Annotated in this window: 20 protein-coding genes; 6 read left to right on the forward strand and 14 right to left on the reverse strand. The window is 71.7% G+C overall.

The window, feature by feature from the left end; translation table 11 throughout:
• Window positions 1-6: 6 nt before the first annotated feature.
• Window positions 7-1,158, reverse strand: a complete 1,152-nt coding sequence (locus ACIQI8_RS03745; protein ID WP_402344521.1) for a CapA family protein — start codon at window positions 1,156-1,158, stop codon at window positions 7-9.
• Between the two features lie 233 nt (window positions 1,159-1,391).
• Here ACIQI8_RS03745 and ACIQI8_RS03750 point away from each other — a divergent pair, with 233 nt between their 5' ends.
• The 3 genes from ACIQI8_RS03750 to ACIQI8_RS03760 all read left to right on the forward strand — a co-directional run bounded on the left by ACIQI8_RS03750 (window position 1,392) and on the right by ACIQI8_RS03760 (window position 3,394).
• Window positions 1,392-1,937 (forward strand): sigma-70 family RNA polymerase sigma factor, encoded by a 546-nt coding sequence (locus ACIQI8_RS03750; RefSeq protein ID WP_402344524.1) that lies wholly within the window; start codon window positions 1,392-1,394, stop codon window positions 1,935-1,937.
• Between the two features lie 135 nt (window positions 1,938-2,072).
• Window positions 2,073-2,591 (forward strand): hypothetical protein, encoded by a 519-nt coding sequence (locus ACIQI8_RS03755; protein WP_402344527.1) that lies wholly within the window; start codon window positions 2,073-2,075, stop codon window positions 2,589-2,591.
• A gap of 152 nt (window positions 2,592-2,743) precedes the next feature.
• Window positions 2,744-3,394: a zf-HC2 domain-containing protein gene (locus ACIQI8_RS03760; RefSeq protein WP_402344530.1), complete on the forward strand. Its 651-nt coding sequence runs from the start codon at window positions 2,744-2,746 to the stop codon at window positions 3,392-3,394.
• A 10-nt stretch (window positions 3,395-3,404) separates the two neighbouring features.
• Here the strand turns inward: ACIQI8_RS03760 and ACIQI8_RS03765 are convergent, their stop codons facing one another.
• Window positions 3,405-4,076: a response regulator gene (locus ACIQI8_RS03765; protein WP_402344533.1), complete on the reverse strand. Its 672-nt coding sequence runs from the start codon at window positions 4,074-4,076 to the stop codon at window positions 3,405-3,407.
• Window positions 4,073-5,260 carry a sensor histidine kinase gene (locus tag ACIQI8_RS03770; protein WP_402344536.1) on the reverse strand — a complete coding sequence of 396 codons (1,188 nt, stop codon included), beginning with the start codon at window positions 5,258-5,260 and terminating at the stop codon, window positions 4,073-4,075. The genes ACIQI8_RS03765 and ACIQI8_RS03770 overlap by 4 nt, the downstream gene beginning before the upstream one ends.
• 133 nt (window positions 5,261-5,393) lie before the next feature.
• On the opposite strand from ACIQI8_RS03770, the gene ACIQI8_RS03775 reads away from it, so the two are divergent.
• On the forward strand, window positions 5,394-6,665 hold the full coding sequence (locus ACIQI8_RS03775) for an alpha/beta fold hydrolase (protein WP_402344538.1): 1,272 nt from the start codon (window positions 5,394-5,396) through the stop codon (window positions 6,663-6,665).
• A 35-nt stretch (window positions 6,666-6,700) separates the two neighbouring features.
• On the opposite strand, the gene ACIQI8_RS03780 is transcribed toward ACIQI8_RS03775, so the two are convergent.
• The 3 genes from ACIQI8_RS03780 to ACIQI8_RS03790 all read right to left on the reverse strand — a co-directional run bounded on the left by ACIQI8_RS03780 (window position 6,701) and on the right by ACIQI8_RS03790 (window position 11,050).
• Window positions 6,701-7,564, reverse strand: a complete 864-nt coding sequence (locus ACIQI8_RS03780; RefSeq protein ID WP_402344541.1) for an Fpg/Nei family DNA glycosylase — start codon at window positions 7,562-7,564, stop codon at window positions 6,701-6,703.
• 41 nt (window positions 7,565-7,605) lie between these two features.
• Window positions 7,606-9,693, reverse strand: coding sequence for a SpoIIE family protein phosphatase (locus ACIQI8_RS03785; protein WP_402344544.1), 2,088 nt, complete (start codon window positions 9,691-9,693; stop codon window positions 7,606-7,608).
• 100 nt (window positions 9,694-9,793) lie between these two features.
• The gene (locus ACIQI8_RS03790) at window positions 9,794-11,050 is read right to left on the reverse strand and encodes a DUF6777 domain-containing protein (protein ID WP_402344547.1); all 1,257 of its coding nucleotides are present in this window, start codon (window positions 11,048-11,050) and stop codon (window positions 9,794-9,796) included.
• Window positions 11,051-11,198: 148 nt separating this feature from the next.
• On the opposite strand from ACIQI8_RS03790, the gene ACIQI8_RS03795 reads away from it, so the two are divergent.
• On the forward strand, window positions 11,199-12,623 hold the full coding sequence (locus ACIQI8_RS03795) for a lipase maturation factor family protein (RefSeq protein ID WP_402344550.1): 1,425 nt from the start codon (window positions 11,199-11,201) through the stop codon (window positions 12,621-12,623).
• A 41-nt stretch (window positions 12,624-12,664) separates the two neighbouring features.
• Here the strand turns inward: ACIQI8_RS03795 and ACIQI8_RS03800 are convergent, their stop codons facing one another.
• The 8 genes from ACIQI8_RS03800 to ACIQI8_RS03835 all read right to left on the reverse strand — a co-directional run bounded on the left by ACIQI8_RS03800 (window position 12,665) and on the right by ACIQI8_RS03835 (window position 20,647).
• Complete coding sequence (locus ACIQI8_RS03800; protein WP_402344553.1) at window positions 12,665-13,489, reverse strand: amidohydrolase family protein; 825 nt, start codon at window positions 13,487-13,489, stop codon at window positions 12,665-12,667.
• Window positions 13,486-13,800: an L-rhamnose mutarotase gene (locus tag ACIQI8_RS03805; RefSeq protein WP_402344556.1), complete on the reverse strand. Its 315-nt coding sequence runs from the start codon at window positions 13,798-13,800 to the stop codon at window positions 13,486-13,488. The genes ACIQI8_RS03800 and ACIQI8_RS03805 overlap by 4 nt, the downstream gene beginning before the upstream one ends.
• Entirely contained in the window at window positions 13,797-14,834 is a 1,038-nt protein-coding gene (locus ACIQI8_RS03810) for an aldo/keto reductase (RefSeq protein ID WP_402344559.1), read from the reverse strand. The genes ACIQI8_RS03805 and ACIQI8_RS03810 overlap by 4 nt, the downstream gene beginning before the upstream one ends.
• Window positions 14,831-15,586 carry an SDR family NAD(P)-dependent oxidoreductase gene (locus ACIQI8_RS03815; protein WP_402344561.1) on the reverse strand — a complete coding sequence of 252 codons (756 nt, stop codon included), beginning with the start codon at window positions 15,584-15,586 and terminating at the stop codon, window positions 14,831-14,833. Before ACIQI8_RS03815 ends, ACIQI8_RS03810 begins: the two co-directional genes overlap by 4 nt.
• A complete protein-coding gene (locus ACIQI8_RS03820; protein ID WP_402344564.1) occupies window positions 15,583-16,941 on the reverse strand; it encodes an L-fuconate dehydratase in 1,359 nt (452 codons plus the stop codon). Before ACIQI8_RS03820 ends, ACIQI8_RS03815 begins: the two co-directional genes overlap by 4 nt.
• 106 nt (window positions 16,942-17,047) lie before the next feature.
• Entirely contained in the window at window positions 17,048-18,073 is a 1,026-nt protein-coding gene (locus tag ACIQI8_RS03825; protein WP_402344567.1) for an ABC transporter permease, read from the reverse strand.
• Window positions 18,066-19,577, reverse strand: a complete 1,512-nt coding sequence (locus ACIQI8_RS03830) for a sugar ABC transporter ATP-binding protein (RefSeq protein WP_402344570.1) — start codon at window positions 19,575-19,577, stop codon at window positions 18,066-18,068. Before ACIQI8_RS03830 ends, ACIQI8_RS03825 begins: the two co-directional genes overlap by 8 nt.
• The gene (locus ACIQI8_RS03835; protein WP_402344573.1) at window positions 19,574-20,647 is read right to left on the reverse strand and encodes a sugar ABC transporter substrate-binding protein; all 1,074 of its coding nucleotides are present in this window, start codon (window positions 20,645-20,647) and stop codon (window positions 19,574-19,576) included. The genes ACIQI8_RS03830 and ACIQI8_RS03835 overlap by 4 nt, the downstream gene beginning before the upstream one ends.
• Before the next feature lie 165 nt (window positions 20,648-20,812).
• On the opposite strand from ACIQI8_RS03835, the gene ACIQI8_RS03840 reads away from it, so the two are divergent.
• The gene (locus tag ACIQI8_RS03840; RefSeq protein ID WP_402344576.1) at window positions 20,813-21,532 is read left to right on the forward strand and encodes a FadR/GntR family transcriptional regulator; all 720 of its coding nucleotides are present in this window, start codon (window positions 20,813-20,815) and stop codon (window positions 21,530-21,532) included.
• Window positions 21,533-21,583: the final 51 nt, after the last annotated feature.

Genomic DNA, 21,583 nt, shown 5'->3' on the forward strand with positions numbered 1-21,583 from the left:
CGCCCGCTACTTCCCCATCACCAGCCCGTCCTTGCCCGCGCCCCGGCTCAGCACCACCTCGCGGATGCGGTCGCGCACGCTGCGCACGTCCGCCCCCTCGGCGAGCGCCCGGTTGAGGTCGACCACGCGCCCCGCGTCGATGTCGAACCGCTGGGGGATGAACTCGGCCTTGGTCACCCGCCAGCGGGCGCCCGGCGCGGCCGGCGGGGCGAAGGTGAAGCGGGCGATGCTCGACTCGTTGCCGCGCGGGTCCTGGACGCCCTCGTGGTTGGTCATCTCGCCGGCGATCTGGTCGCCCATGCCGTAGACCACCCAGGTGCCGTTGACCTTCTCGTAGGCCTGCGGGACGTGCGCGTGGGTGCCGATGATCAGGTCGATGTCGGGGCGGCCGCCGGTCCGTGCCGCGGTGAGTGTTGCGGCCAGGGCGAGTTGCTGCTCGTCCGGGGCGTCCTGCCATTCCGTGCCCCAGTGGAGCGAGACGACGACCACGTCGGCGCCCGCCTTCCGCGCGGCCCGGGAATCCCTGAGAATCTTGTTCTGGTCGATGAGATCCACGGCCCACGGCTGACCCGGCGGCAGCGGGAACCCGTTCGTGTCGTAGGTGTAGGCGAGGTGGGCGACCTTCGCCGAACCGGCGCGCAGGACGGTGACGGAGCGCGCCTCGGCCGCCGTGCGCGCCGTTCCCGCGTGACCCACGCCCGCTCGGTCCAGCGCGTCGAGAGTGCGCAGGATGCCGGCGGCGCCGTCGTCGAGGCTGTGGTTGGAGGCGGTGGAGCAGCCGTCGTAGCCGGTGGCGGCCAGCGCCCGGGCCACCTCGGGCGGGGACTTGAAGGTCGGGTAGCCGGTGTAGTCGCCGTTCGCGCCGTAGACGGTCTCCATGTGACACAGCGCCAGATCGGCACCGGAGACGATCGGCTTCACTCCTTGGAGCATCGGGCGGAAGTCGTAGCCCTTGCCGCCTCCGTCGAACAGCGCGCGGTCGATGATCGAGCTGTGCGGGAGGACGTCACCGGAGGCGACGAGCGTGAATCCGCGGGCCGCCGAGGGCGCCGGCTGCCCGGCCCGGGAAGGCGACTGGTGGTCCTGGGCCTGGCAGGCGGCTCCTCCGACGAGGATCGCGGCGAGGGCCAGGACGACCTGTCGTCTGCGTGCAATCATCAGCCCACCTCACTGTGGTCATATTTACCCACAAAAGGTACGGAGCCCGAGGCTCTCCCGAACGCCCCCGACACGCCGGTTCGCCCGTCCGGTGCGCCCGAGGGGGTCCCGCGGCCCAGCGCGCGGACCGGACGGGACCGTTCATCGGACCGTTCGTCGACGCGATCGACCGTCCGCCGCAGATCCGTGTGCGTGCCCTGTCCCGGAACGGTCCCCTGCGATGCCATACGCCCATGACGGCCGGAACCACCCTCACGAACGGGACGACCGCCGAGCACGAGCTCGTCGCGCTGCAGCGCGAGCACGGCCGGCCCCTCTTCGCGCTCCTGCTCCGGCTCTGTGACGGCGACCGGCAGCGCGCCGAGGACCTCGTCCAGGAGACGCTGGTGCGGGCCTGGCAGCATCCCGAGGCCCTGCGCGCCGACGACTTCGACTCCGTACGCCCCTGGCTGATGACCGTCGGGCGGCGGCTCGCCATCGACGCGCGGCGGGCCCGGCAGGCGCGGCCCGCCGAGGTCGGGGACGCGATCCTGGAGAACTCGCGCGTGATCGCCGACCACGCCGAACGGGCGACGGCCGCCCTCGACGTACGCGAGGCTGTGAAGACACTCACTCCGGAGCACCGTGAAGTCCTGGTGCTCGTGTACTTCCAGGGGGCGAGTGTGGCGGAAGCCGCCGAAACGCTGGGGATCCCTCCCGGTACGGTGAAGTCTCGCGCGTTCTACGCGCTGCGTGCCCTTCGTCGGGTGCTCCCCGGTTATGCAGCCGACCTGCGGTGAAACCGAAGGCTTGGTCAAACCTCGGTAAAGCGCCTTGCTGACGACCATGGTTGAGTAATCGGCTGTCTTCATCCGTGTTCCGGACTGGGGCCCGGCGACGGGCATCGCGCACGCACCGGAGGAAGGCAGGAAGGGATGCTGCACAGAGGTCACGAGAGCGCGGACGGCACAGGCGAAGGCGAACTCATCGTCCCCATGGCCTGGTTGTACGCCGAGTACATCGCCGACGAGCTGCTGCGGACGGGCGATCTCATGCCGCCGACGTCCTTCGAGTTCCGCGCCGGGCGGGATGCCCTGGCGCTGACCATCTTCCTGTCCGACGCCGACGGCGAACTCTCGAATATCCGGGTGGTCTCCCAGTTGGAGACCTGGCTGTCACTGACCGCGTACGACCAGCCCTGGCAGGACTGGGTGGGCGAGCGCATGGCCCTGCTCGCCGCCGGGGTGGTCGAATCCGGCGATCCCGCACCGGACTTGGCGTTGGCGGAGGAGGCCTGGCGCTGGCTGGAGGAGACGGAGTTGCTCGCGCCCGACCTCAACGCGGCGGTGCCGGGCGGCGGTCCGGCGGTCGGTGAGGACGAGGGACCCAAGGTGTGGACGAAGGCGTGGCAACTCGGCCTGCCCCTGGGCCACCTCGCCATCCACCTTTTTTGAGACCGTTTCGAAACCGGACCAATCCGGGGGCGGGGCCGCTACGAATCCCTTGATTGCGATTCTGTATGTGTCTTGAGTGATTCGGCGGTCTGGTGCGTACCGATGGGAGCAACGAGTAACCCAACCCGCACCCAACGGCACGAGGATTCGGCATGAGGTCCCTGGAGAGGCATCGCGACGTCGCCGCGTACGCGCTCGGCGTGCTGGACGAGGCGGACGCCTTCCGCTTCGAGGACCACCTCATGGAGTGCGCGCGCTGTGCGGCACACGTGACCGAGTTCGGGCCCATCACCCGGCAGATGATGCTGTATCGCCGGGCGACCCCGCGCTTCGTGCACCCCATGGCCAAACCCGGTCCGCAGCTGCTGGACCGGCTCCTCGGCGCGGTGGCGGCACGCCATCAGGCCGGGCGCCGGCGCTTCCTGTACGCGGTCGCCGCGTCCGTGGCGATCGCCGTGGCCGGTCCCGGCATCGCGGTGTACGCGAGCGGCGGCGACCCCGGCGTGCAGGTCGCCGCGACCGACGCGAAGACGGGCGTGTGGGCCGAGGTGAAGGTCGCGGACCAGGAGTCGGGCAGCGCGATCCAGGTCCAGGTGAAGGACGGCGCGGGACCGCGCTCCTGTCGCCTGGTCGTGGTCGGCCGTGACGGCTCCGAGGAGACAGTGACGAGCTGGACCGTGCCCGACCACGATGCCCGGCCCAACACCATCCAGGGCAGCGCGGCCATGCACCCCGACCAGATCGACCACTACGAGGTGCGCACGGCGGACGGCGAACATCTGGTGACGCTCGACCCGGCCTGAGGCCGCTGCCTCACGAACCGCCCGGTCGCACCAGGCCGTGGTCGAAGGCGAAGACGACGGCGTGGACGCGGTCGCGCAGGGCGAGCTTGTCGAGGACCCGCGCCACATGGGTCTTCACCGTCGCCTCGCCGATGTGCAGGCGGTCGGCGATCTCCTGGTTGGACAGCCCGCGGCCCAGCAGAAGCAGGACGTCGTGTTCGCGCTCGGTCAGCCGGGACAGGCGGCGAGCGGTCTCGGGGGCCGGTGCGGCGGGCGTCGAGCGGGCGAACTCGGCCAGCAGACGGCGCGTCACCGAGGGGCCGAGGAGCGCCTCCCCCGACGCGAGCGTGCGGATCCCGTCGATCAGGACCTCGGGCGGACTCCGCTTGAGAAGGAATCCGCCGGCGCCCGCGCGGACGGCCGCGAAGACGTACTCGTCCAGTTCGAAGGTCGTCAGGATCAGCACCCTGGGGCTGCCGTCGACCGCGGCGGCGGTGATCTCCCGGGTCGCGGCGACACCGTCCAGGACGGGCATGCGTACGTCCATGAGCACCACGTCGGGCGCGGTCGCCGCGGCCAGCCGGACCGCCTCCCGGCCGTCGGCGGCCTCTCCGACCACGGTGAGGTCGGCCTGCGTCTGGAGCATCATCCGCAGACCGGCCCGCATGAGGTCCTCGTCGTCGGCCAGCAGGACACGGATCATGAACGCTCCCCCGATTCCTCGATCTCCTTCAGGTCCTTCAGGTCCTTCGGGTCCTTCAGGTCCTTCAGGTCCTTCAGGTCCTTGAGCGGGATCACGGCCGCCACTCGCCATCCGGTGCCGCTCCCGGTGGGTCCGGTCTCCACATCGCCGCCGAGGTCGGCCACGCGTTCCCGCATGGCGCGCAACCCCCGTCCGCCACCCGGAGCGTCGGCCCCGGTGCCGGTTCCGTCGTCCGTGACCGCGACGGCGATCGCGTGGTCGCGGACCTCGACGGTGACGACCGCGTGGGCGGGCCGGGCGTGGCGTACGACGTTGGTCAGTGACTCCTGGACCACCCGGCCGACCGTCTCGGCGACTCTCGGCTCCAGCCGGCGCAGCGACTCCGGGGCGGGAAGCCGGAGTTCGGCGGTGACGTCGGCGGGCAGGCGGGTGACCAGGGCGCGCAGGGCGGCCTCGACGTCGTAGGTGTCGGTGAGGAGGCCCAGGATCCGGTCGAGGTCGGTCATGGCGCCGCGGCCGACCTCCTCGATCCGCGCCAACGCCTCGCGCACGGGCGGTGATGCGGTGCCCAGCGTGAGGCGGGCCGCGCCCGCGTGGGTGACCATGACGGTCACGGCGTGGCCGACCGCGTCGTGCAACTCCCTTGCCATCCGGGCGCGTTCGGCCGCCACCGCCTGTTCGCTGGACCGGGCGCGCAGCGCGTCCCGCGCCTCGCGGCGGGCCCGTCCCGCGCGGCCCACGATCCAGGCCACGACGTGGACGGCGACGGCGGGCACGAAGGCGTTCTCGTCGGTGGCGAGGACGGCGACGGCCGCGAGGGCCGGCGGTCCCGCGCACTCCAGCGCCCGCCGGGTCGGGCGGGTCCGGACGACCAGGGCGAGGGCGAGCGCGGTCGCCAGGGAGACGTTGGTGACCTCGGCTCCGGTCGCGACCGCCGTCACGGTGGCCACGGCGGCCGCCCACAGCGCGCACGCCGGCGCGAACCGGCGCCCCGCGATCGCCGCGAACCACACCACGGCGCAGGCCCGTTCGGCGATCGACCCGGACAGCACCGAGGCCGTGTGATCGGACGGACCGACGGCGATCACCGCCGACAGGTACGCGATCACCACGTCGAGCAGCACCCACAACGGGCCGCGTTCCACGGCCTGATCGGGCCGCCATCGTCTCCAGCGTTCCCCCACGTCCGACAGGCTACGGACGGCGGCCGAGGCCCCGCGTCCACCCGGGGGCGGACATCCCGTCCACCTGGACGGGGACCCGGTCGGCCCGCGCCGGCGGACGCGACCGAGGGGCCGACGCCCGCAGCATCGCCGTATGACGACAACCCAACTCCCTTCGCAGACACGGCAGATCAAGCCCCGGCGACGGATCCCGCGCCCCGTCGCCCTCATCGGGCGCGGCCTGCTGGTCCTGCTCGGTGTGCTGCTCGCGCCCCTCACCGCGCTCGCCGCCCTGTGGGCGACCGCCACCGTCACGGCCGACCTGGCCCTGCTCGCCGCCGCCGGGATCGCCGCGCTGATCGTGTGCTGCGCCCTCCCGGTGTACGCGGGGGTACGGCGCCGCGTGATCACCGCCCTCATCACCGCGGGCGTCCTGCTCACCACCGCGCTGGCCGCCTGCGCGACCGTCCTCCAGCCCCTCGACGAAGCCGCACCGCACCCGCGTTCGCGGCCGACCGGCTACTGGGAGCTGCCCACCGGCTCCCGCCTCGCCTACACACTCCAACGCGCCCAGGGCACCCCGCGCGACACCCCGGTCATCGTGCTGCACGGCGGCCCCGGCACCCCCGGCGACGGCCCGGACGCGGTGGAACGCCTCCTCACCACGCGCGGCTACGACGTGTACTCCTACGACCAGCTCGGCTCCGGTCGCTCCGGCCGGCTCGCCGATCCGGCCGGCTACACGGTGGCCCGTCAGGTCGCCGATCTGGAGGCCGTACGGGCGCGGATCGGCACGGACCGGGTCGTGCTGATGGGCGCCTCCTGGGGCGCCACGCTCGCCGCCGAGTACCTCGCCGCGCACCCCGACCATGTGGCGCGGATGGTGCTCACCTCGCCGGGCGTGCTGTGGGCGCCGGCCTGGAAGGACCGTTCCGAGGGCGACATCTGGGACCGGCTCACCCCGAAACAGCAGCACCGTCTCGACGAACTGGAGGCCAGCCCACGGCTGTTGGCGTGGTCGGTGCTGATGGAGGCGAACCCACGCGCCGCTCACGCCCTCGTCCCCGACGCCGAGATCGATCCCGTCTTCGCCAAGCTGCTCACGATCGCCGCCCCCGCGGCCACCTGCCACCCCGACCGCCCGCTGACCGACCTGCCCGAGTCCGTGCCGGGCTTCTACGCGAACCAGCTCACCACCGCCGACCAGTTGACGGTCCCCGACCCGCGGCCCGCACTGCGCCGCGTCCACGTGCCGACGCTGATCCTGCGCGGTTCCTGCGACTACAAGAACCCGGGCATCGCCCGCGAGTACGACGAGGTGCTGCCCGACTCGACGCTGGTGACCGTGCCGGACGCCGGGCACCTCATCGACTTGGAGCAGCCGGACGTCTACCGGCGGGCCGTCACCGGCTTCCTGGGCGAGTGACCGTGGACCGCCTGCCGAGCCTGACCGCGGACCGGCTACTTGAGAAGCTTCGACATCCTCCGGTCCGCGAGCGGTTTGCCGCCGGTCTGGCAGGTCGGGCAGTACTGGAGCGAGGAGTCGCTGAAGGAGACCTCGCGGATGGTGTCGCCGCACACCGGGCAGGCCTCGCCGGCGCGGCCGTGGACGCGCAGGCCGCTCTTCTTCTCGGCCTTCAGGCGGCCGGCGGCGACTCCGCGGGAGCGCTCGACGGCCTCGGTGAGGGTGGAGCGCAGGGCCTCGTAGAGGCGGGTGGTCTCCTCGGGGGTGAGGGACGCGGCGAGTTTGAAGGGGGACATCTTCGCGGCGTGCAGGATCTCGTCGCTGTACGCGTTACCCACGCCCGCGATGAGGCTCTGGTCGCGCAGGGCGCCCTTGAGCTGACGTCTCTCGGTCTTCAGGAGGTCCGCGAAGGCCTGCTCGTCGAAGGCGTCGGCGAGCGGGTCCGGGCCCAGGCGGGCGACGCCCGGGACCTCCTGGGGGTCCTGAACCACGTACACCGCGAGACGCTTCTGGGTGCCCGCCTCGGTGAGGTCGAAGCCCGCGCCGGTCTCCAGGGCCACGCGCAGGGCGAGGGGGCCCTTGCCGGGGCGGGGCGGGCCGTCGGGGAGCTTGTCCTTCCAGTGCAGCCAGCCCGCGCGGGCGAGGTGGGTCACGAAGTGCGGCCCGCCGTCCGTCTCCAGGTCGAGGAACTTGCCGTGCCGGTGCACGGCGGTGACCTCGTGGCCCTCGACGGCGGCGAGGGGAGGGTCGTACGTCTTCAGGACGCTGATCGCGACGGGCAGCACCCGGACGATCTCGTGTCCGACCAGGTGCTCGGTGAGGAAGTCTTTGAGCGCTTCGACCTCGGGGAGTTCCGGCATACGTCCAGGGTGCCATCCGGCGCCGACAACGCCAGGTGGGTTCAGTCGCCGGCCGGCATCACGAACTCGCACCACACGCACTTGCCGCCGCCCCGCGCCTCCACGCCCCACGCGTCGGTGAGCAGGTCGACCAGGAGCAGACCGCGTCCGGACACGCCCGACTCCCCCGCCTCGCGGCGGCGCGGCAGGGCGCTGGAGGAGTCCTCGACCTCGACGCGCAGCCGGCGGTCGCCGTCGGTGAGGACCCTGAGGGTGACGATCGCGGCGCCCTCGGTGTGCATGAGGGCGTTGGTGATCAGTTCGTCGGCGACGAGTTCGATCTCGTCGGCGCGGTCGCGGGCGCCCCAGGAGCGGACCGCGGCGCGGATCATGTGGCGGGCCTGGGTGAGCGCCTCGGGGTCGCCGGGCGCCACGTGCTGCTGGAGCCTGCCACCGGGCTGCTGGACCTCAAGACCTCGGCGGCGCAGCAGGAGCAGGGCCACGTCGTCGTCGCCGTCGCGCTCCTCGGCCACGTCGATCAGACAGTCCGCGAGGTCGCGTACGTCGTCCGGGCCGCTGCGGATGAGGGCGGTGAGGGTCTGCATGCCCTCGTCGAGGTCGGCGCCGGGCAGTTCGACCAGGCCGTCGGTGCACAGCAGGAGGGTGTTGCCCGGGTCGAGCTCCAGGGTGGCGACGGGATAGTCGAGGCTGCCGAACTCGGCGGACAGGCCGAGCGGGAGGCCGCCCTGGACGGGGATCCGGCGGCAGCTGCCGTCGGCGTACCGGATCAGCGGGTCGATGTGGCCGGCCCGGACGACCTGGACGACGCCGGTGGCCAGGTCGGCCTCCGCGTACAGGCAGGTGGCGAAGCGGTCGGTGTCGAGTTCGTGCAGGAAGACGGAGGCGCGGGCCATGACGGTGGCGGGGGTGTGGCCCTCGGCGGCGTAGGCGCGCAGGACGATGCGGAGCTGGCCCATCACGGCCGCCGCGTGCGTGTCGTGGCCCTGGACGTCGCCGATGACGGCACCGACCCGGCCGCCGGGCAGCGGGATCAGGTCGTACCAGTCGCCGCCGATGTCCCGCCCGAAGGTGCCCGCGGCCGAGCCCGCGCGGTAGCGGACGGCGACGTCGGCGCCGCGCACGCTGGGGATGGAGCGCGGCAGCATGGCCTGCTGGAGGCCGGTGGCGAGATCCTTCTCCTGCTCGTAGAACATGGCCCGTTGCAGGCTCTGCGCGATGCTGCTGCCGAGCGCGAGCAGGACGTTGCGCTCCTCCGGGGAGAAGCCGCGCCGGTCGCTGTAGAGCAGGCCCATCGCGCCGATCGGGCGGCCCTGGGCGATCAGCGGGAGGTAGGCGGCCGCGGTGATGTTCAGGTCGGCGAGGTTGGGCCAGAGGATCGGGAAGCGCTCGGCGAACTCCTGCGGGGACTCGATGAAGCACGGGGTGAGGGTCCGTACGACCTCGCTCATCGGGTATTGCTCGTCGATCCGGGTGACCTCGGTGCCGGGGACGAAGCTGCCCGCGGGGCCCTCGGCGATCAGCCGGATCCGGCCGGCCTCGACCTGGCCCATGACCAGGCTGGTCGCACCCAGATGGGTGAGGCCGTGGGTGTCCTTGAGGACGTCGATGACGTCCTGCACGGAGCGGGCGTGCGCGAGGGCCGCCGTGGTCAGCTGGACGACGTTGGTCTGCTCGCGCCGGGCCGCGTCCTGCGCGGCCTGCTCACCGTGCGCCTCGGTGTCGCTCAGCTCCTGGGTGGCGTCCCGGACGATGCCGATGACGCGGCGGGGACGGCCCGTCTCGTCGCGCCGGATGTAGCCCTGTGTGTGGGTCCAGCGCAGGGTGCCGTCCCGGCGGCGGATGCGGAAGTAGGCGCCGTAGTTCTCACTGCCGTCCTTCAGCGCCTGGGAGACCAGGGTGTCCAGTCGGTGGCCCTCGGCGGTGGGGACCCGGACGGCGAGGCTCTCGGGGTGGTCGTCGTATTCGTCGGGGCGCAGGTCGAAGACCTCGTGGGCCTGGGCGTCCATGTGGAACAGGCCGTTGTCCAGGTCCCAGTCGAAGCTGCCCATGCGATTGAGCGCCAGGATCGGATCCGGGTGGGCCGGCCAGTCGTCCGGGAGTGACAGGGCGCTCGCTCCCCGATCAACCATGGGCCCACCTTGCCAGGATTCGCCGGATTCTTCGACCCGGCCGGGACGGTTCGGTACGGTCCCGGCCGGGTCGGAGGTCAACGGTTCGCCGGGGCTCGGGTCAGCCGTCGAGGGCGTCCGTGTCGTCGGGGATCAGACCGCCGCCGTCGGGCAGGTCCGGGGTCTCCGGGACCGTCTCGGGTCCGATCTCGTCGGCGGGGTCCGGCGGGGAGGCGGGCGTGAGGGAGCCGGGGACGGTCGTGGGCACGCCGGCGGGCGGTGTGGCCGTGACCGTCGCCGTGGGACAGACCGGCAGGGCGGTGGGCGGCCGGGACGGGACCACGTCGTCGGTGGCGCCCGGGGTGACGGTCACGGTGGGGGTGACGCAGTCCGTGGGCGACGGGGAGGTGACGGCGTTCTCGTCGCTCTCGCCGGTCGGGGAGGTGCTGTTCTCCCGCGGCGAGGTGACGGCGCTCGACCCGCTGTCGTCCGGGCTCGGCGTGGGTGTCGTCGGGTTCGGCACGGGGGTTGTCAGGCCCGGCGTGGGCGTGGGCGTCTGGGTCAGCGGGAGCGGCGACGGGACGACGCGGTCGTGGTGTGCGCCGTGGCCGATGGGCCGCTCGATCCAGGTGTTGTCGGCGATGTCGATGATCGTGATGGTGGTGATCACCTGGGGTGCGGGAGTGACGACGACGACCTGCGCGGGCCGGTAGCCGGACCAGGGTCGCCCGCTCGTGGTGGAGCCGCCGTGCTGGGCGACCGGCGGCCGCAGCGGGTTGCCGCAGGCGCAGCGGACGCGGGGTGTGCCGCGGTTGTCGACGAGGACGGCGGTACCGGCCTGGAGGACGGACTGGTAGCCGGTCGCCCGTCCGGCGCGGTAGCCGTGGTTGGTGACCCGGGTGTCGGCGCGCAGGGTCACGGGCGCGAGGCCGCGCAGAAAGGCGGGGACGGACGCCTGCGAGATCCCCTCGGCCCGCGCGAAGGCACGGGACCTGGACGGGTCCGCGTTGAGGTGGTCGATCTGCCGGTTCACGTCGCAGCCGGCCGCGCCTGCGGTGCCCGCGTAGAGGCCTGGGGTGCCGCCCTGGAGGGAACGGAAGCGCTGACCGGATCCCGTCGACGCGGGCGGCACGGTTGATGCCGTCGCGGCCGTGCGGGCGGGTCGCGGTTCGCGCGTGGCCGGCGATGGGACGGCCGGCATGGCCGTCGAGGTGGCCGTCGACTCGGTGAAGGGGTCGGGGCCCTGCGCCGCGGCGGGCTGCAGGAAGACCTCTCCGCTCGACTTCATGTCCTTGGCGCCGTCGCCTCCGCAGCCGGCGACAAGGAGCGCCGCCGAGAGCGCGCAGGCCGTGGCGATGGTTCCGGTGACTGTTCGCACCTGATCCTCCCGCCTCACAGAAGGCAGTTCGTCACCATTGTCTGCGTCACTCACTTGGGTTACGCAAGTGGAGGCGGGATACACGGAGAGTGACATAAGGTTCCGACGCGCTCAAGGTGAGCGGAGACGGAGGGAGGCGGGGGCGACCGTGCAGTGGTTCACCGCATCCGACTACTGGTGGAGTCGACTCGTCCTCCAGCGCGCTCTCGCCGGTGTGTATCTGGTGGCGTTCCTGACGGCGGCCCTGCAGTTCCGCGCGCTGATCGGCGAGCGCGGCATGCTTCCCGTCCCGCGGCTGGTCGCCCGGGTGCCGTTCAGGCGGGCGCCGAGTCTCTTCCAACTCCACTACTCCGACCGCTTCTTCGCGGCCTGCGCCTGGACCGGTTGCGGGGTGTCGGTCGCGCTGGTCGCCGGGCTGGACTCCCAACTGCCGCTCTGGTCAGGGATGTTGCTGTGGCTGGTGCCGTGGGTGCTGTATCTGTCGATCGTCAACGTCGGACAGACCTGGTACGCGTTCGGCTGGGAGTCGCTGCTCCTCGAGGTGGGCTTCGTCGCGGTCCTCCTCGGCAACGACGACGTGGCCCCGCCGATCGTGCTGCTCTTCCTGCTGCGGTGGATCCTGTTCCGCGTCGAGTTCGGCGCCGGTCTGATCAAGATGCGCGGCGACGCCTGCTGGCGGAAGCTGACCTGCCTCTACCACCATCACGAGACGCAACCCATGCCGGGCCCGCTGAGCTGGTTCTTCCACCACCTCCCCCGGCCCCTGCACCGGGTCGAGGCAGCCGCGAACCACGTCACCCAACTCGTCGTGCCCGTCCTGCTGTTCACCCCGCAGCCCATCGCCACGGCCGCCGCGTCCCTGATGATCCTGACCCAGCTGTGGCTGGTGCTGTCCGGCAACTTCTCCTGGCTGAACTGGATCACGATCGTGCTCGCGCTCTCCGCGCTGCAACTCCCGGGAGAAGCACCGTCGTCCGTGACCGCCGCCCCGCTCTGGTACGAGGTGCTCGTCCTCGCGGTGACCACCCTGCTCGTCGGCCTGAGCTACCACCCGGTGCGCAACATGCTCTCCCGCCGCCAGGTCATGAACCGCTCCTTCGACCCGCTCCATCTGGTCAACACCTACGGCGCGTTCGGCACCGTCAGCCGGGTCCGGTACGAGGTGGTGATCGAGGGCACGGCGGAGGACGTGCCCCGCGAGGACTCGGACTGGCGGGAGTACGAGTTCAAGGGCAAGCCGGGTGATCCGCGGCGCCTGCCACGCCAGTTCGCGCCGTACCATCTGCGGCTGGACTGGCTGATGTGGTTCGCGGCGCTGTCGCCGGCCTACGCCGAGCCGTGGTTCGGCGCGCTGGTGGAGCGCCTGCTGGAGAACGACCGCGACACGCTACGGCTCCTGCGCCGCTCCCCGTTCCCGCCCGACGCCCCGCCCCGCTTCGTCCGCGCGCGGCTGTTCCGGTACCGGTACACGAACTGGCGGGAGTTGCGGGAGACGGGGGCGTGGTGGGAGCGGACGTTCGTGCGGGAGTATCTGCCGCCGACGAGGCTCGCCGGGGTGGCTCAGAGCTCGTAACCGTCGGAGCCCCTCGCAGCCGTCGGAGCCGGTCGTAGCCGTCAGAGGCCGTAGACGCGAGTGGCCGTGGCCTCGAAGATCTGGGTGTGCGCCGACTCGGGCGTCAACTCCCGTGCCGCGTCGACCACTTGCCCGTACGTCGCACCCAGTACGGACACCGGCCAGTCCGAGCCGAACATCAGGCGGTCGGGGCCGAAGGCGTCCAGAGCGATGTCCACGGAGGGCCGCAGGTCGTCGACGGTCCACGTCTGCGGGTCCGCCTCGGTGACCAGACCCGACAGCTTGGCGACCACGTTGGGCAGGGCGGCGAGGGCGCGGACGTCGGCGGCCCAGGCGTCCAGGGTCCCGGACGCGATCGGCGGCTTGCCCAAGTGGTCCAGGACGAAGGTGAGTTCGGGGTGGGACGCGGCGGCCTTGGCGGAGGCCGGGAGCTGGTGGGGCTGCACGATCAGGTCGTAGACCAGGCCCGCCTCCGTGAGCGCCGCCAGGCCGCGGTGGACGTCGGGGCGCAGCAACCACTCCGGGTCGGGCTCGCCCTGGACCTGGTGGCGGATGCCCTTGAGGTAGTGGCCGCCGGGGAGTTCGCGCAGTCGGGCCAGTTCGTCGGCCACGTCCGGGCGGGTGAGGTCGGTCCAGCCGACCACGCCGGCGACGAGGTCGTGCGCCTCCGCCAGGGCCAGGAACTCCGGGGTCTCCTCGGGCACGGTGATCGTCTGCACGAGGATCGTACGGTCCACTCCGGCCGCGCGGGCCTCGGGGACGAGGTCGGAGAGGCCGAAGTCCCGGCGCAGCACGCTGTCTTCGGGGATCCAGTCCTGGTCGCGGACGGACAGGTCCCAGATGTGGTGGTGGGCGTCTACGGTCATGGCAGCTCCCATACGACGGGAAGGCTCGCGTCCGTGCCCTCGTCGGAGTAGTCGTGGACCACGTCGAGGAGTTGGACCATTCGTGCCTGCCAGGCGACGTTGACGGGGAGCTCCTTCAGCGTGGCGAGGAGGCGGGCGTAGTCCTCGCACTCCAGGAGGTGGAAGAGGTCGGTGCCGCTGCGCCAGATGGTCCAGGAGGTGGCGCCGGCCTCGCGGATCGCGGCCGTGAGTTCCTTCGGGACCTCGCGGTGGGCGGCCTCGTACTCGTCGACGCGGTCCGCGCGGACCTTCGTGTGCAGGGCGACCCTCATGACGGCTCCTCCGCAGCGGGCGCGGAGCCGGAGGGCACGGGTGCGGTGGGCACGGTCGCGGTGGGCACGGGTGCGGTCGGCGGGAGCAGGCCCTCGGCGCGCAGCTCCTCCCAGAACTCCTGCGGCACGGGCGCCGCGAACTGCTCGGCGCAGTCCTGGACTTCGGCCGCCGTCCGCGCGCCCACCAGCACGCTCGCGACCACCGGATGCGCGGCGCAGAAGGCCAGGGCGGCGGCGCGCAGGGTGGTGCCGTGCTGCTCCGCGAGGGACTTCAGGCGCAGGGCGTGGTCCAGCAACTCCCGCGGCGCGGCGGCGTAGTCGAAGGTCGCTCCGGGCTTCGGGTCGGCCAGCAGGCCGGAGTTGAAGGCTCCGCCGATGACGACGGAGGTGCCGCGTTCCTGGGCCGCCGGGAGGAGGTCGGCGAGGGCCGTGTGGTCCAGGAGCGTGTAGCGGCCGGCGCACAGGACGACGTCGATGTCCGTCTCGCGGACGAAGCGGGTGAGCATCGGGGTCTGGTTCATGCCGGCGCCGATGGCGCGCACCACGCCTTCCGAGCGGAGCTTCTCCAGGGCCGGATAGCCCTCGCGGAAGGCCTCTTCGGCGTGCTCGTCGGGGTCGTGGAGGTAGACGACGTCGACGTGGTCGAGGCCGAGCCGTTCGAGGCTGGACTCCAGGGTGCGGCGTACGCCGTCGGCCGTGAAGTCCCAGACGCGCCGGTGGGTCGCGGGGACGGCGAAGCCGTTGGCGAGGTCGTCACCGGTCGCCTCCGGTGTCGGCTCCAGGCGGCGGCCGACCTTGGTGGAGATCGTGTACTCGGTCCGCGGGTGCTCGCGCAGGGCCGCGCCGAGCCGGCGTTCGGACAGGCCGATGCCGTAGTGCGGGGCGGTGTCGAAGTAGCGGATGCCGTGCTGCCAGGCGGTCGCGACGGCGACGTGGGCCTGGTCCTCGCCCAGTTCGGTGTAGAGGTTGCCGAGCGGGGCGGCGCCGAGAGCCAGGGGGCTGACCGGGACTCCGCTCCGGCCGAGGGTGCTCACTGGCCCGCCGGGCGCAGCCGCAGGCCCTGCATGCCGCCGTCGACGGCGAGCGAGGTGCCGGTGGTGGCGCCGGACAGAGGGCTGGCGAAGTAGGCGATGGCGCCCGCCACTTCGTCGGCCGAGACGAGCCGTCCACTGGGCTGGCGGGCCTCCAGCGCGGCCCGTTCGGCGGCGGGGTCGGTGGCCGAGTCCAGCAGTCGGCCGACCCAAGGGGTGTCCGCCGTACCGGGGTTGACGCAGTTGACGCGGATGCCCTCGCGGAGGTGGTCGGCGGCCATGGCGAGGGTGAGGGAGTACACGGCGCCCTTGGTCGCGCTGTAGAGGGCGCGCTGGGGCAGGCCCGCCGTGGCCGCGATCGAGCAGGTGTTGACGACGGCCGCGTGCCGCGACTGCCGCAGGTGCGGCAGCGCGGCGCGGGTCACCCGGACCATGCCGACGACGTTGACGTCGAGGACGCGGTGCCATTCGGCGTCGTCGTTGTCCTCGACGGTGCCCTGGGCGCCGACGCCCGCGTTGTTGACCACCACGTCGAGGCCGCCGAGTTCGGCGACCGCGGCCGCCACCGCCTCCCGTACCGAGGCGTCATCGCTGACGTCTGCCCGGTAGCCCAGCAGCGGCTTCTCCACCGTGGAGGGGTCGAGGTCGAGGACGGCGACTTGTGCACCGCGTGCGGCGAGGAGTTCGGCCGTCGCCCTGCCGATGCCGGAGGCGCCGCCGGTGACCAGGGCCTTCAGCCCGTCGAAGTCGGTCATGCCGCCCGTCCCTTCTTCTCGTCCAGGTCGGCGGCCCAGAAGGCGCCGCCGGGAAAGGTGTACCGCGCGATGGACTCCGGCCGCATGGCGGCCGAGAAGCCCGGCGCGCTGGGTGCCGTGTAGTGACCCTCTCTGATCACCACCGGTTCGAGGAAGTGCTCGTGCAGATGATCGACGTATTCGATCACACGGTCCTCGACCGTGCCCGACACCGATACGTAGTCGAACATCGAGAGGTGCTGGACGAGTTCGCACAGGCCGACGCCGCCGGCGTGCGGGCAGACCGGGACGCCGAACTTGGCGGCGAGCAGCAGGATCGCGAGGTTCTCGTTGACGCCGCCGACGCGGGCCGCGTCGATCTGGACGATGTCGAGGGCGCCGGCCTGGAGGAGCTGCTTGAAGACGATCCGGTTCTGGACGTGTTCGCCGGTGGCGACCTTGACGGGGGCGACGGCGGCGCGGATCGCCGCGTGGCCGAGGATGTCGTCGGGGCTGGTGGGCTCCTCGATCCAGTACGGGTCGAACTCGGCCAGCGCCTTGGTCCAGCGGATCGCCTCGGCCACGTCCCAGCGCTGGTTGGCGTCGATCGCGACGCGGATGTCGGGGCCGACGACCTCGCGGGCGACCCGGCAGCGCCGTATGTCGTCGTCCAGGTCGGCGCCCACCTTCAGCTTGATCTGCTGGAAGCCGTCGGCGACCGCCGCGGCGGCGAGCCGGGTGAGCTTCTCGTCGCTGTAGCCGAGCCAGCCCGGTGAGGTGGTGTAGGCGGGGAAGCCGCGGGCCAGCAGGTCGGCGGTGCGTTCGGCGGCGCCCGCCCGGCCCCGGCGAAGGATCTCCAGGGCCTCTTCGGGGGTCAGCGCGTCGGTGAGGTAGCGGAAGTCGATCTGGCCGACCAGCCATTCGGGCTCGGCGTCGGCGAGCAGGCGCCACAGCGGCTTGTCGGCGCGCTTGGCGGCGAGGTCCCACACGGCGTTGACGACCGCGCCGATCGCCATGTGCATCACGCCCTTCTCGGGCCCCAGCCACCGCAGTTGGCTGTCGCCGATCAGGTCCCGGTACAGCGCCCCCGGGTCGTCGCACACCTCGTCCACGGACCGGCCGACCACATGGTGGCGCAGCGCGTGGATCGCGGCGACCTGGACCTCGTTGCCCCGCCCGATGGTGAAGGTGAACCCGTGCCCCTCCGGCCCCTGCGTGCCGTCCTCGGCGTCCGTGCGCAGCACGACGTACGCGGCCGAGTAGTCGGGGTCCGGATTCATCGCGTCGGAGCCGTCGAGCTCGCGCGAGGTCGGGAACCGGATGTCGTAGGTGTCGACCGCGGAGATGCGGAGAGAGGGGACGGGCGTCGGGGACACGTAGGGCCTTTCGGTCGGTGGCGGAGGTCGAGGCATGGACGGGGCCTGTCTGCTGGGACTCCGCGCGGTTGCGGTCGGAATCCGCTCGGGGTCGCAGGCCCTGGTCCTAGTCCTGGGCGCGGCCTGTCGTCAGGCGGGCGATCATGAGGGCGACCAGGATGATTCCGCCGTAGATGGCGTCGATCCAGAAGGACGGCACCTGGGCCAGGGTGAGCATGTTCTTCACCACGCCCAGCAGGAGTACGCCGGTGAGGGCGCCGAACATCGTGCCCCGGCCGCCGTCGAGGCTGATGCCGCCGATGACGGCCGCGGCGAACACGGTGAAGATCATGTTCTGGCCCTGGTTGGCGCCGATCGCGCCGACGTAGCCGGTGTACATGAGGCCGCCGAGGGAGGCGAGGACACCGGCGACGACGTACACGCCGAGCCGTACCCGGTCGACGCGGATACCGGCGGCGCGGGCCGCCTCCAGGTTGCCGCCGATGGCGTACAACGAGCGCCCCAGGCGGTGGTACTTGAGGAAGAACCCGGCGATGACGAAGGCGATGGCGGCCACCCAGACCGACAGGGGGATGCGCAGGAAGGTGCTGGTGGCCAGGGAGAAGAACGAGTCGGGCATGCCGAAGAGCGTCTTGCCCTTGGTGGCGCCGACCAGGAGTCCGCGCAGGATGATCAGCATGGCGAGGGTGACGATGAACGCGTTGAGCTTCACCTTCACCACGAGGATGCCGTTGAAGGCGCCGATCGCCGCGCCCACCAGGGGGATCGCCAACAGGGCGAGCCCGGCGGGGAGTTCGGTGCCCCAGCCGGCGTTGGCGGCGGGCAGCACCAGGAGCGCGGCGACCGCGGGCGCGATGCCGACGACCGACTCCAGGGACAGGTCGAACTTGCCGGTGATGAGCACCAGCGACTCGGCGAGCACCACCATCGCCAGCGCCGCGGACGAGGCCAGGATGGAGATCAGGTTGGCTTCGGTGAAGAAGGAGTCGTTGAGCACCGCGCCGAGCAGCAGGAGCACCAACAGCGCGGGAACGAGGGCGAGTTCACGGGCTCGGCGCACCAGCACCGCCCTCGCCGAACGGGTGTCGGGGATGCTCACCGGCTTCACCGGCGGAGCCTTGGTGTCAGCCATGGTCCACTCCTTCGATGGAGGCGATCAGCTCGTGGTCGCGCCAGCCCGCCGAGTACTCGGCGACGACGCGGCCGTGGAAGAGGACCAGGACGCGGTCGCAGCGCCGCAGGTCGTCGAGTTCGTCGGAGACGACGAGTACGGCGGTACCGTCCTCGCGGGCGGTGTCCACACGGGCGAGCAGCGACTCCTTGGACTTCACGTCCACGCCCGCGGTGGGGTTGATGAGGACCAGCAGCCGCGGGTCCGAGGCGAGGGCGCGGGCCATGACGACCTTCTGCGCGTTGCCGCCGGACAGGTCGGAGACCGGTTGTTCGGGGCCCTCGGCATGAATGTCGAGGCGTTCGATGAGCTCGGTGGCGAAGTCGCGTTTGCGGTCGGTGCCGACGAAGCCGAAGCGGCCGAGCCGTTCGAGGACGCTCATGGTGGCGTTGTCGCCGATGGTCATGCCGGCCACCAGGCCCTGTTCGTGCCGGTCGCGGGGCACGCAGCCGACGCCGGCCCGCAGCGCGGACTGCACGTCGCCGAACGGGAGGGGCTTGCCGTCGAGTTGAGCGGTGCCCGCCGTCGGTGCGTACAACCCGGCGAAGGACTCGGCGAGTTCGATCTTGCCGCTGCCGCTGGAGCCGGCGAGCCCGACGACCTCGCCGCGGCGGACGGTCAGGTCGATGTCCTGGTAGGCGTCCGCGGTGAGCCCGCGGGCGTCGAGGAGGACCGGCGCGCTGTCGTCGACGATCTTCTCCTGGACGGCCTGTTCGGCGATCGTCTCCAGGCTCTCCCCCGCCATCGCCTCCACCAGGGCCGCCCGGGGCAGGTCCGCGACGGGGGCGGTGGTGATCCAGCGGGCGTCGCGCAGGACCGTGACGGTCTGGCAGACCTCGTAGACCTCCTGGAGGTGGTGGGAGATGAACAGGAAGGTGACGCCCGAGTCCTGGAGGCCGCGCATGCGGCCGAAGAGCCGCTCGATCTCGCGGTTGTCGAGCTGGGCGGTGGGTTCGTCGAGGATGATGAAGCGCGCCCCGAAGCTCAACGCCCGGGCGATCTCCACCATTTGGCGGTCCTCGACCTTGAGGTCGGCGGTGCGCGCCTCCGGGTCGACGTGCACGTCCCAGGTGTCGAGGAGTTCGGTGGCCTCGGCGCGCAGCCGGCGCCAGCTGATGAACCCGCGGCTCAGCGGCTGGCGGTTGATGAAGAGGTTCTCCGCCACGGTCAACTCGGGAACGACCGTGGGGTGTTGGTAGACGCAGGCCACCTTGCGGCGCCACGCGTCGCGGTCGGCGAGCGCGGGTGCGGGCTCGCCGTCGAAGCGGACCGTGCCCTCGTCGGCCGCCTGGAGTCCGGTCAGGACCTGGACCAGGGTCGACTTGCCGGCGCCGTTGCGGCCGACGAGGGCGTGGGACTCGCCGGCCAGCACGGTGAGCCGGCCGTCCGCGAGGGCGGTGGTGGGGCCGTAGCGCTTGACAACGCCGACGGCCTCCACCAGAGGCGTGATCACGGCCGTGCTCATTTGACCGTGTTCCCCCACAGCTTGGGGTCGTCCACGTTGTCCTTCGTCACCAGCGGCGCGGGCAGTTGGTCCTCCAAAATGCCGCTGGGCAGCTTGACGATGGTCGAGTCGTGGTCGGTGGGACCGGGCTTGAAGGTCTTCCCCGCCATCGCGGCCTTGATGTAGTACATGCCGTACTTGGCGTAGGCGTCGGCGGGCTGCGAGACCGTCGCGTCGATCTGGCCCTTGCGGATGGCGTCGAACTCCTGCGGGATGCCGTCGTTGGAGACGATCGCGATGTGGCCCGCCGTGCCGGCCGTCTTCAACAGGCCCTTGGACTTGAGGGTCTGCAGGGTGGGCGCCAGGTAGACGCCGCCGGCCTGCATGTAGATGCCCTTGATGTCGGGGTTGGCGTTGAGGAGGGTGTCCAGCTTGGAGGCCGCGGTGTCGGACTCCCACTTGGCCGGGATCTCCAGGACCTTGAGCTTGGGGTACTTCGTCTTCACGCAGTTCCGGAAGGCCTCGGAGCGGTCCCGGCCGTTGACCGAGGCAAGGTCGCCCATGATCTGCACGACCTTGCCGCTGGTGATGTGCTGGCCCAGGTACTCGCAGGCCTTCTCGCCGTACGCCACGTTGTTCGCGCGCACGACCATCGCGACCTTGCCCTTGTCGGGCGCCACGTCGACCGCGACCACGGGCACGCCCTTGCGGTCGGCCTGGTCGAGACCGGCCTCGATCGCGGCGCTGTCCAGGGGGGCCACGACCAGGCCCTTGACGCCCTGGTTGAGCTGGTTGTTGATGTCGGTGATCTGCTGGGCCGGGTCACTGTTGGAGTTGACCGTCTTCAGCGCGTCGACACCCTCGGACTTGGCCATCTTCGGCACGTAGTCGTTGTACGACTGCCAGAACGGCGAGGTCAGCAGCGGCAGGATCACCCCGACCTTGCCGGTGCCGCCGCCTCCCGCGCTGCCGGAGCCGCCGGTGTCCTTGGTGCTGCCGCACGCGGTGAGCGCGAGCGACACACTCGCCGCCGCGGCCACCGCGCCGAGCATTCTGAACCTGGTGCGCTTCCCCACTGTCCTGCCGGGCATCTGGCGGCTCCTCGTTGAGCTGTGTTCGAGCAGATGACCGCATACTTATCAGACCACTCTGCCGAAAGAACACCCTCCAGCGGCAGATTTTCCTTGATTCAGGCCGTAGTGGTCCTACCACTGTGCCGGTTAGACTTCGGCGCACCCGGTGACTGGAGGAACGGCGTGGACGAGACGGCTCCGCAGAAGGGCACCGTGACCCAGCGCGCGATCGAGCAGGTCAAGGGCATGATCGGCGAGGGTCGCCTGGAGCCCGGCCAACGGCTGCCCACCGAGCGCGATCTCGCGGTCCAGCTCGGCATCTCCCGCAGTTCGATGCGCGAGGCGATCCGCGCGCTGACGGTGCTGGGCGTGCTGGAGGCCCGGCACGGTTCCGGGATCTACGTCACCCAGCTGGAGGCCGGGGACCTGCTGGAGACGTTCGGCGTGGTCGCCGACCTCTCCCGGGGCCCGCAGCTGGTGGAACTCCTCGAGGTGCGGCGGGTGCTGGAGTCGACGGCGACCGCGCTGGCGGCGGCCCGGATCACGCCGGACCAGCTCGCCGAGGTGGAGAAGCACCTCACCGCGATGAACGCCACGGACGATCCCGAGGAGATCCTCGCCCACGACCTGGCCTTCCACCGCGAGATCGCGACGGCGGCCGGCAACGACACCATGGCCGCCATCCTGGAGGGCCTGTCGTCACGCACCTTCCGGGCCCGGGTCTGGCGCGGCTACCAGGAGGAGGGCGCCTTCGAACGCACCCGCCGGGAGCACGCGGCGATCCACCGGGCCCTGGTCGCCCACGACCCGGAGGCGGCACGGGCGGCGGCGGCCGCGCACGTGGGCGAGGTGGAGCAGTGGCTGCGGACGCAGCTCAGCGAGCAGGGGCGTGTCGAGGAGTGACTGTGTGTGGGGTGCGGAGTGACTGGGCAGGGGGCGAGGAGCGGGTCGGCC

The organism is Streptomyces sp. NPDC092369 (assembly GCF_044755245.1).
In the GTDB taxonomy this organism is placed as follows: Bacteria; Actinomycetota; Actinomycetes; order Streptomycetales; family Streptomycetaceae; genus Streptomyces.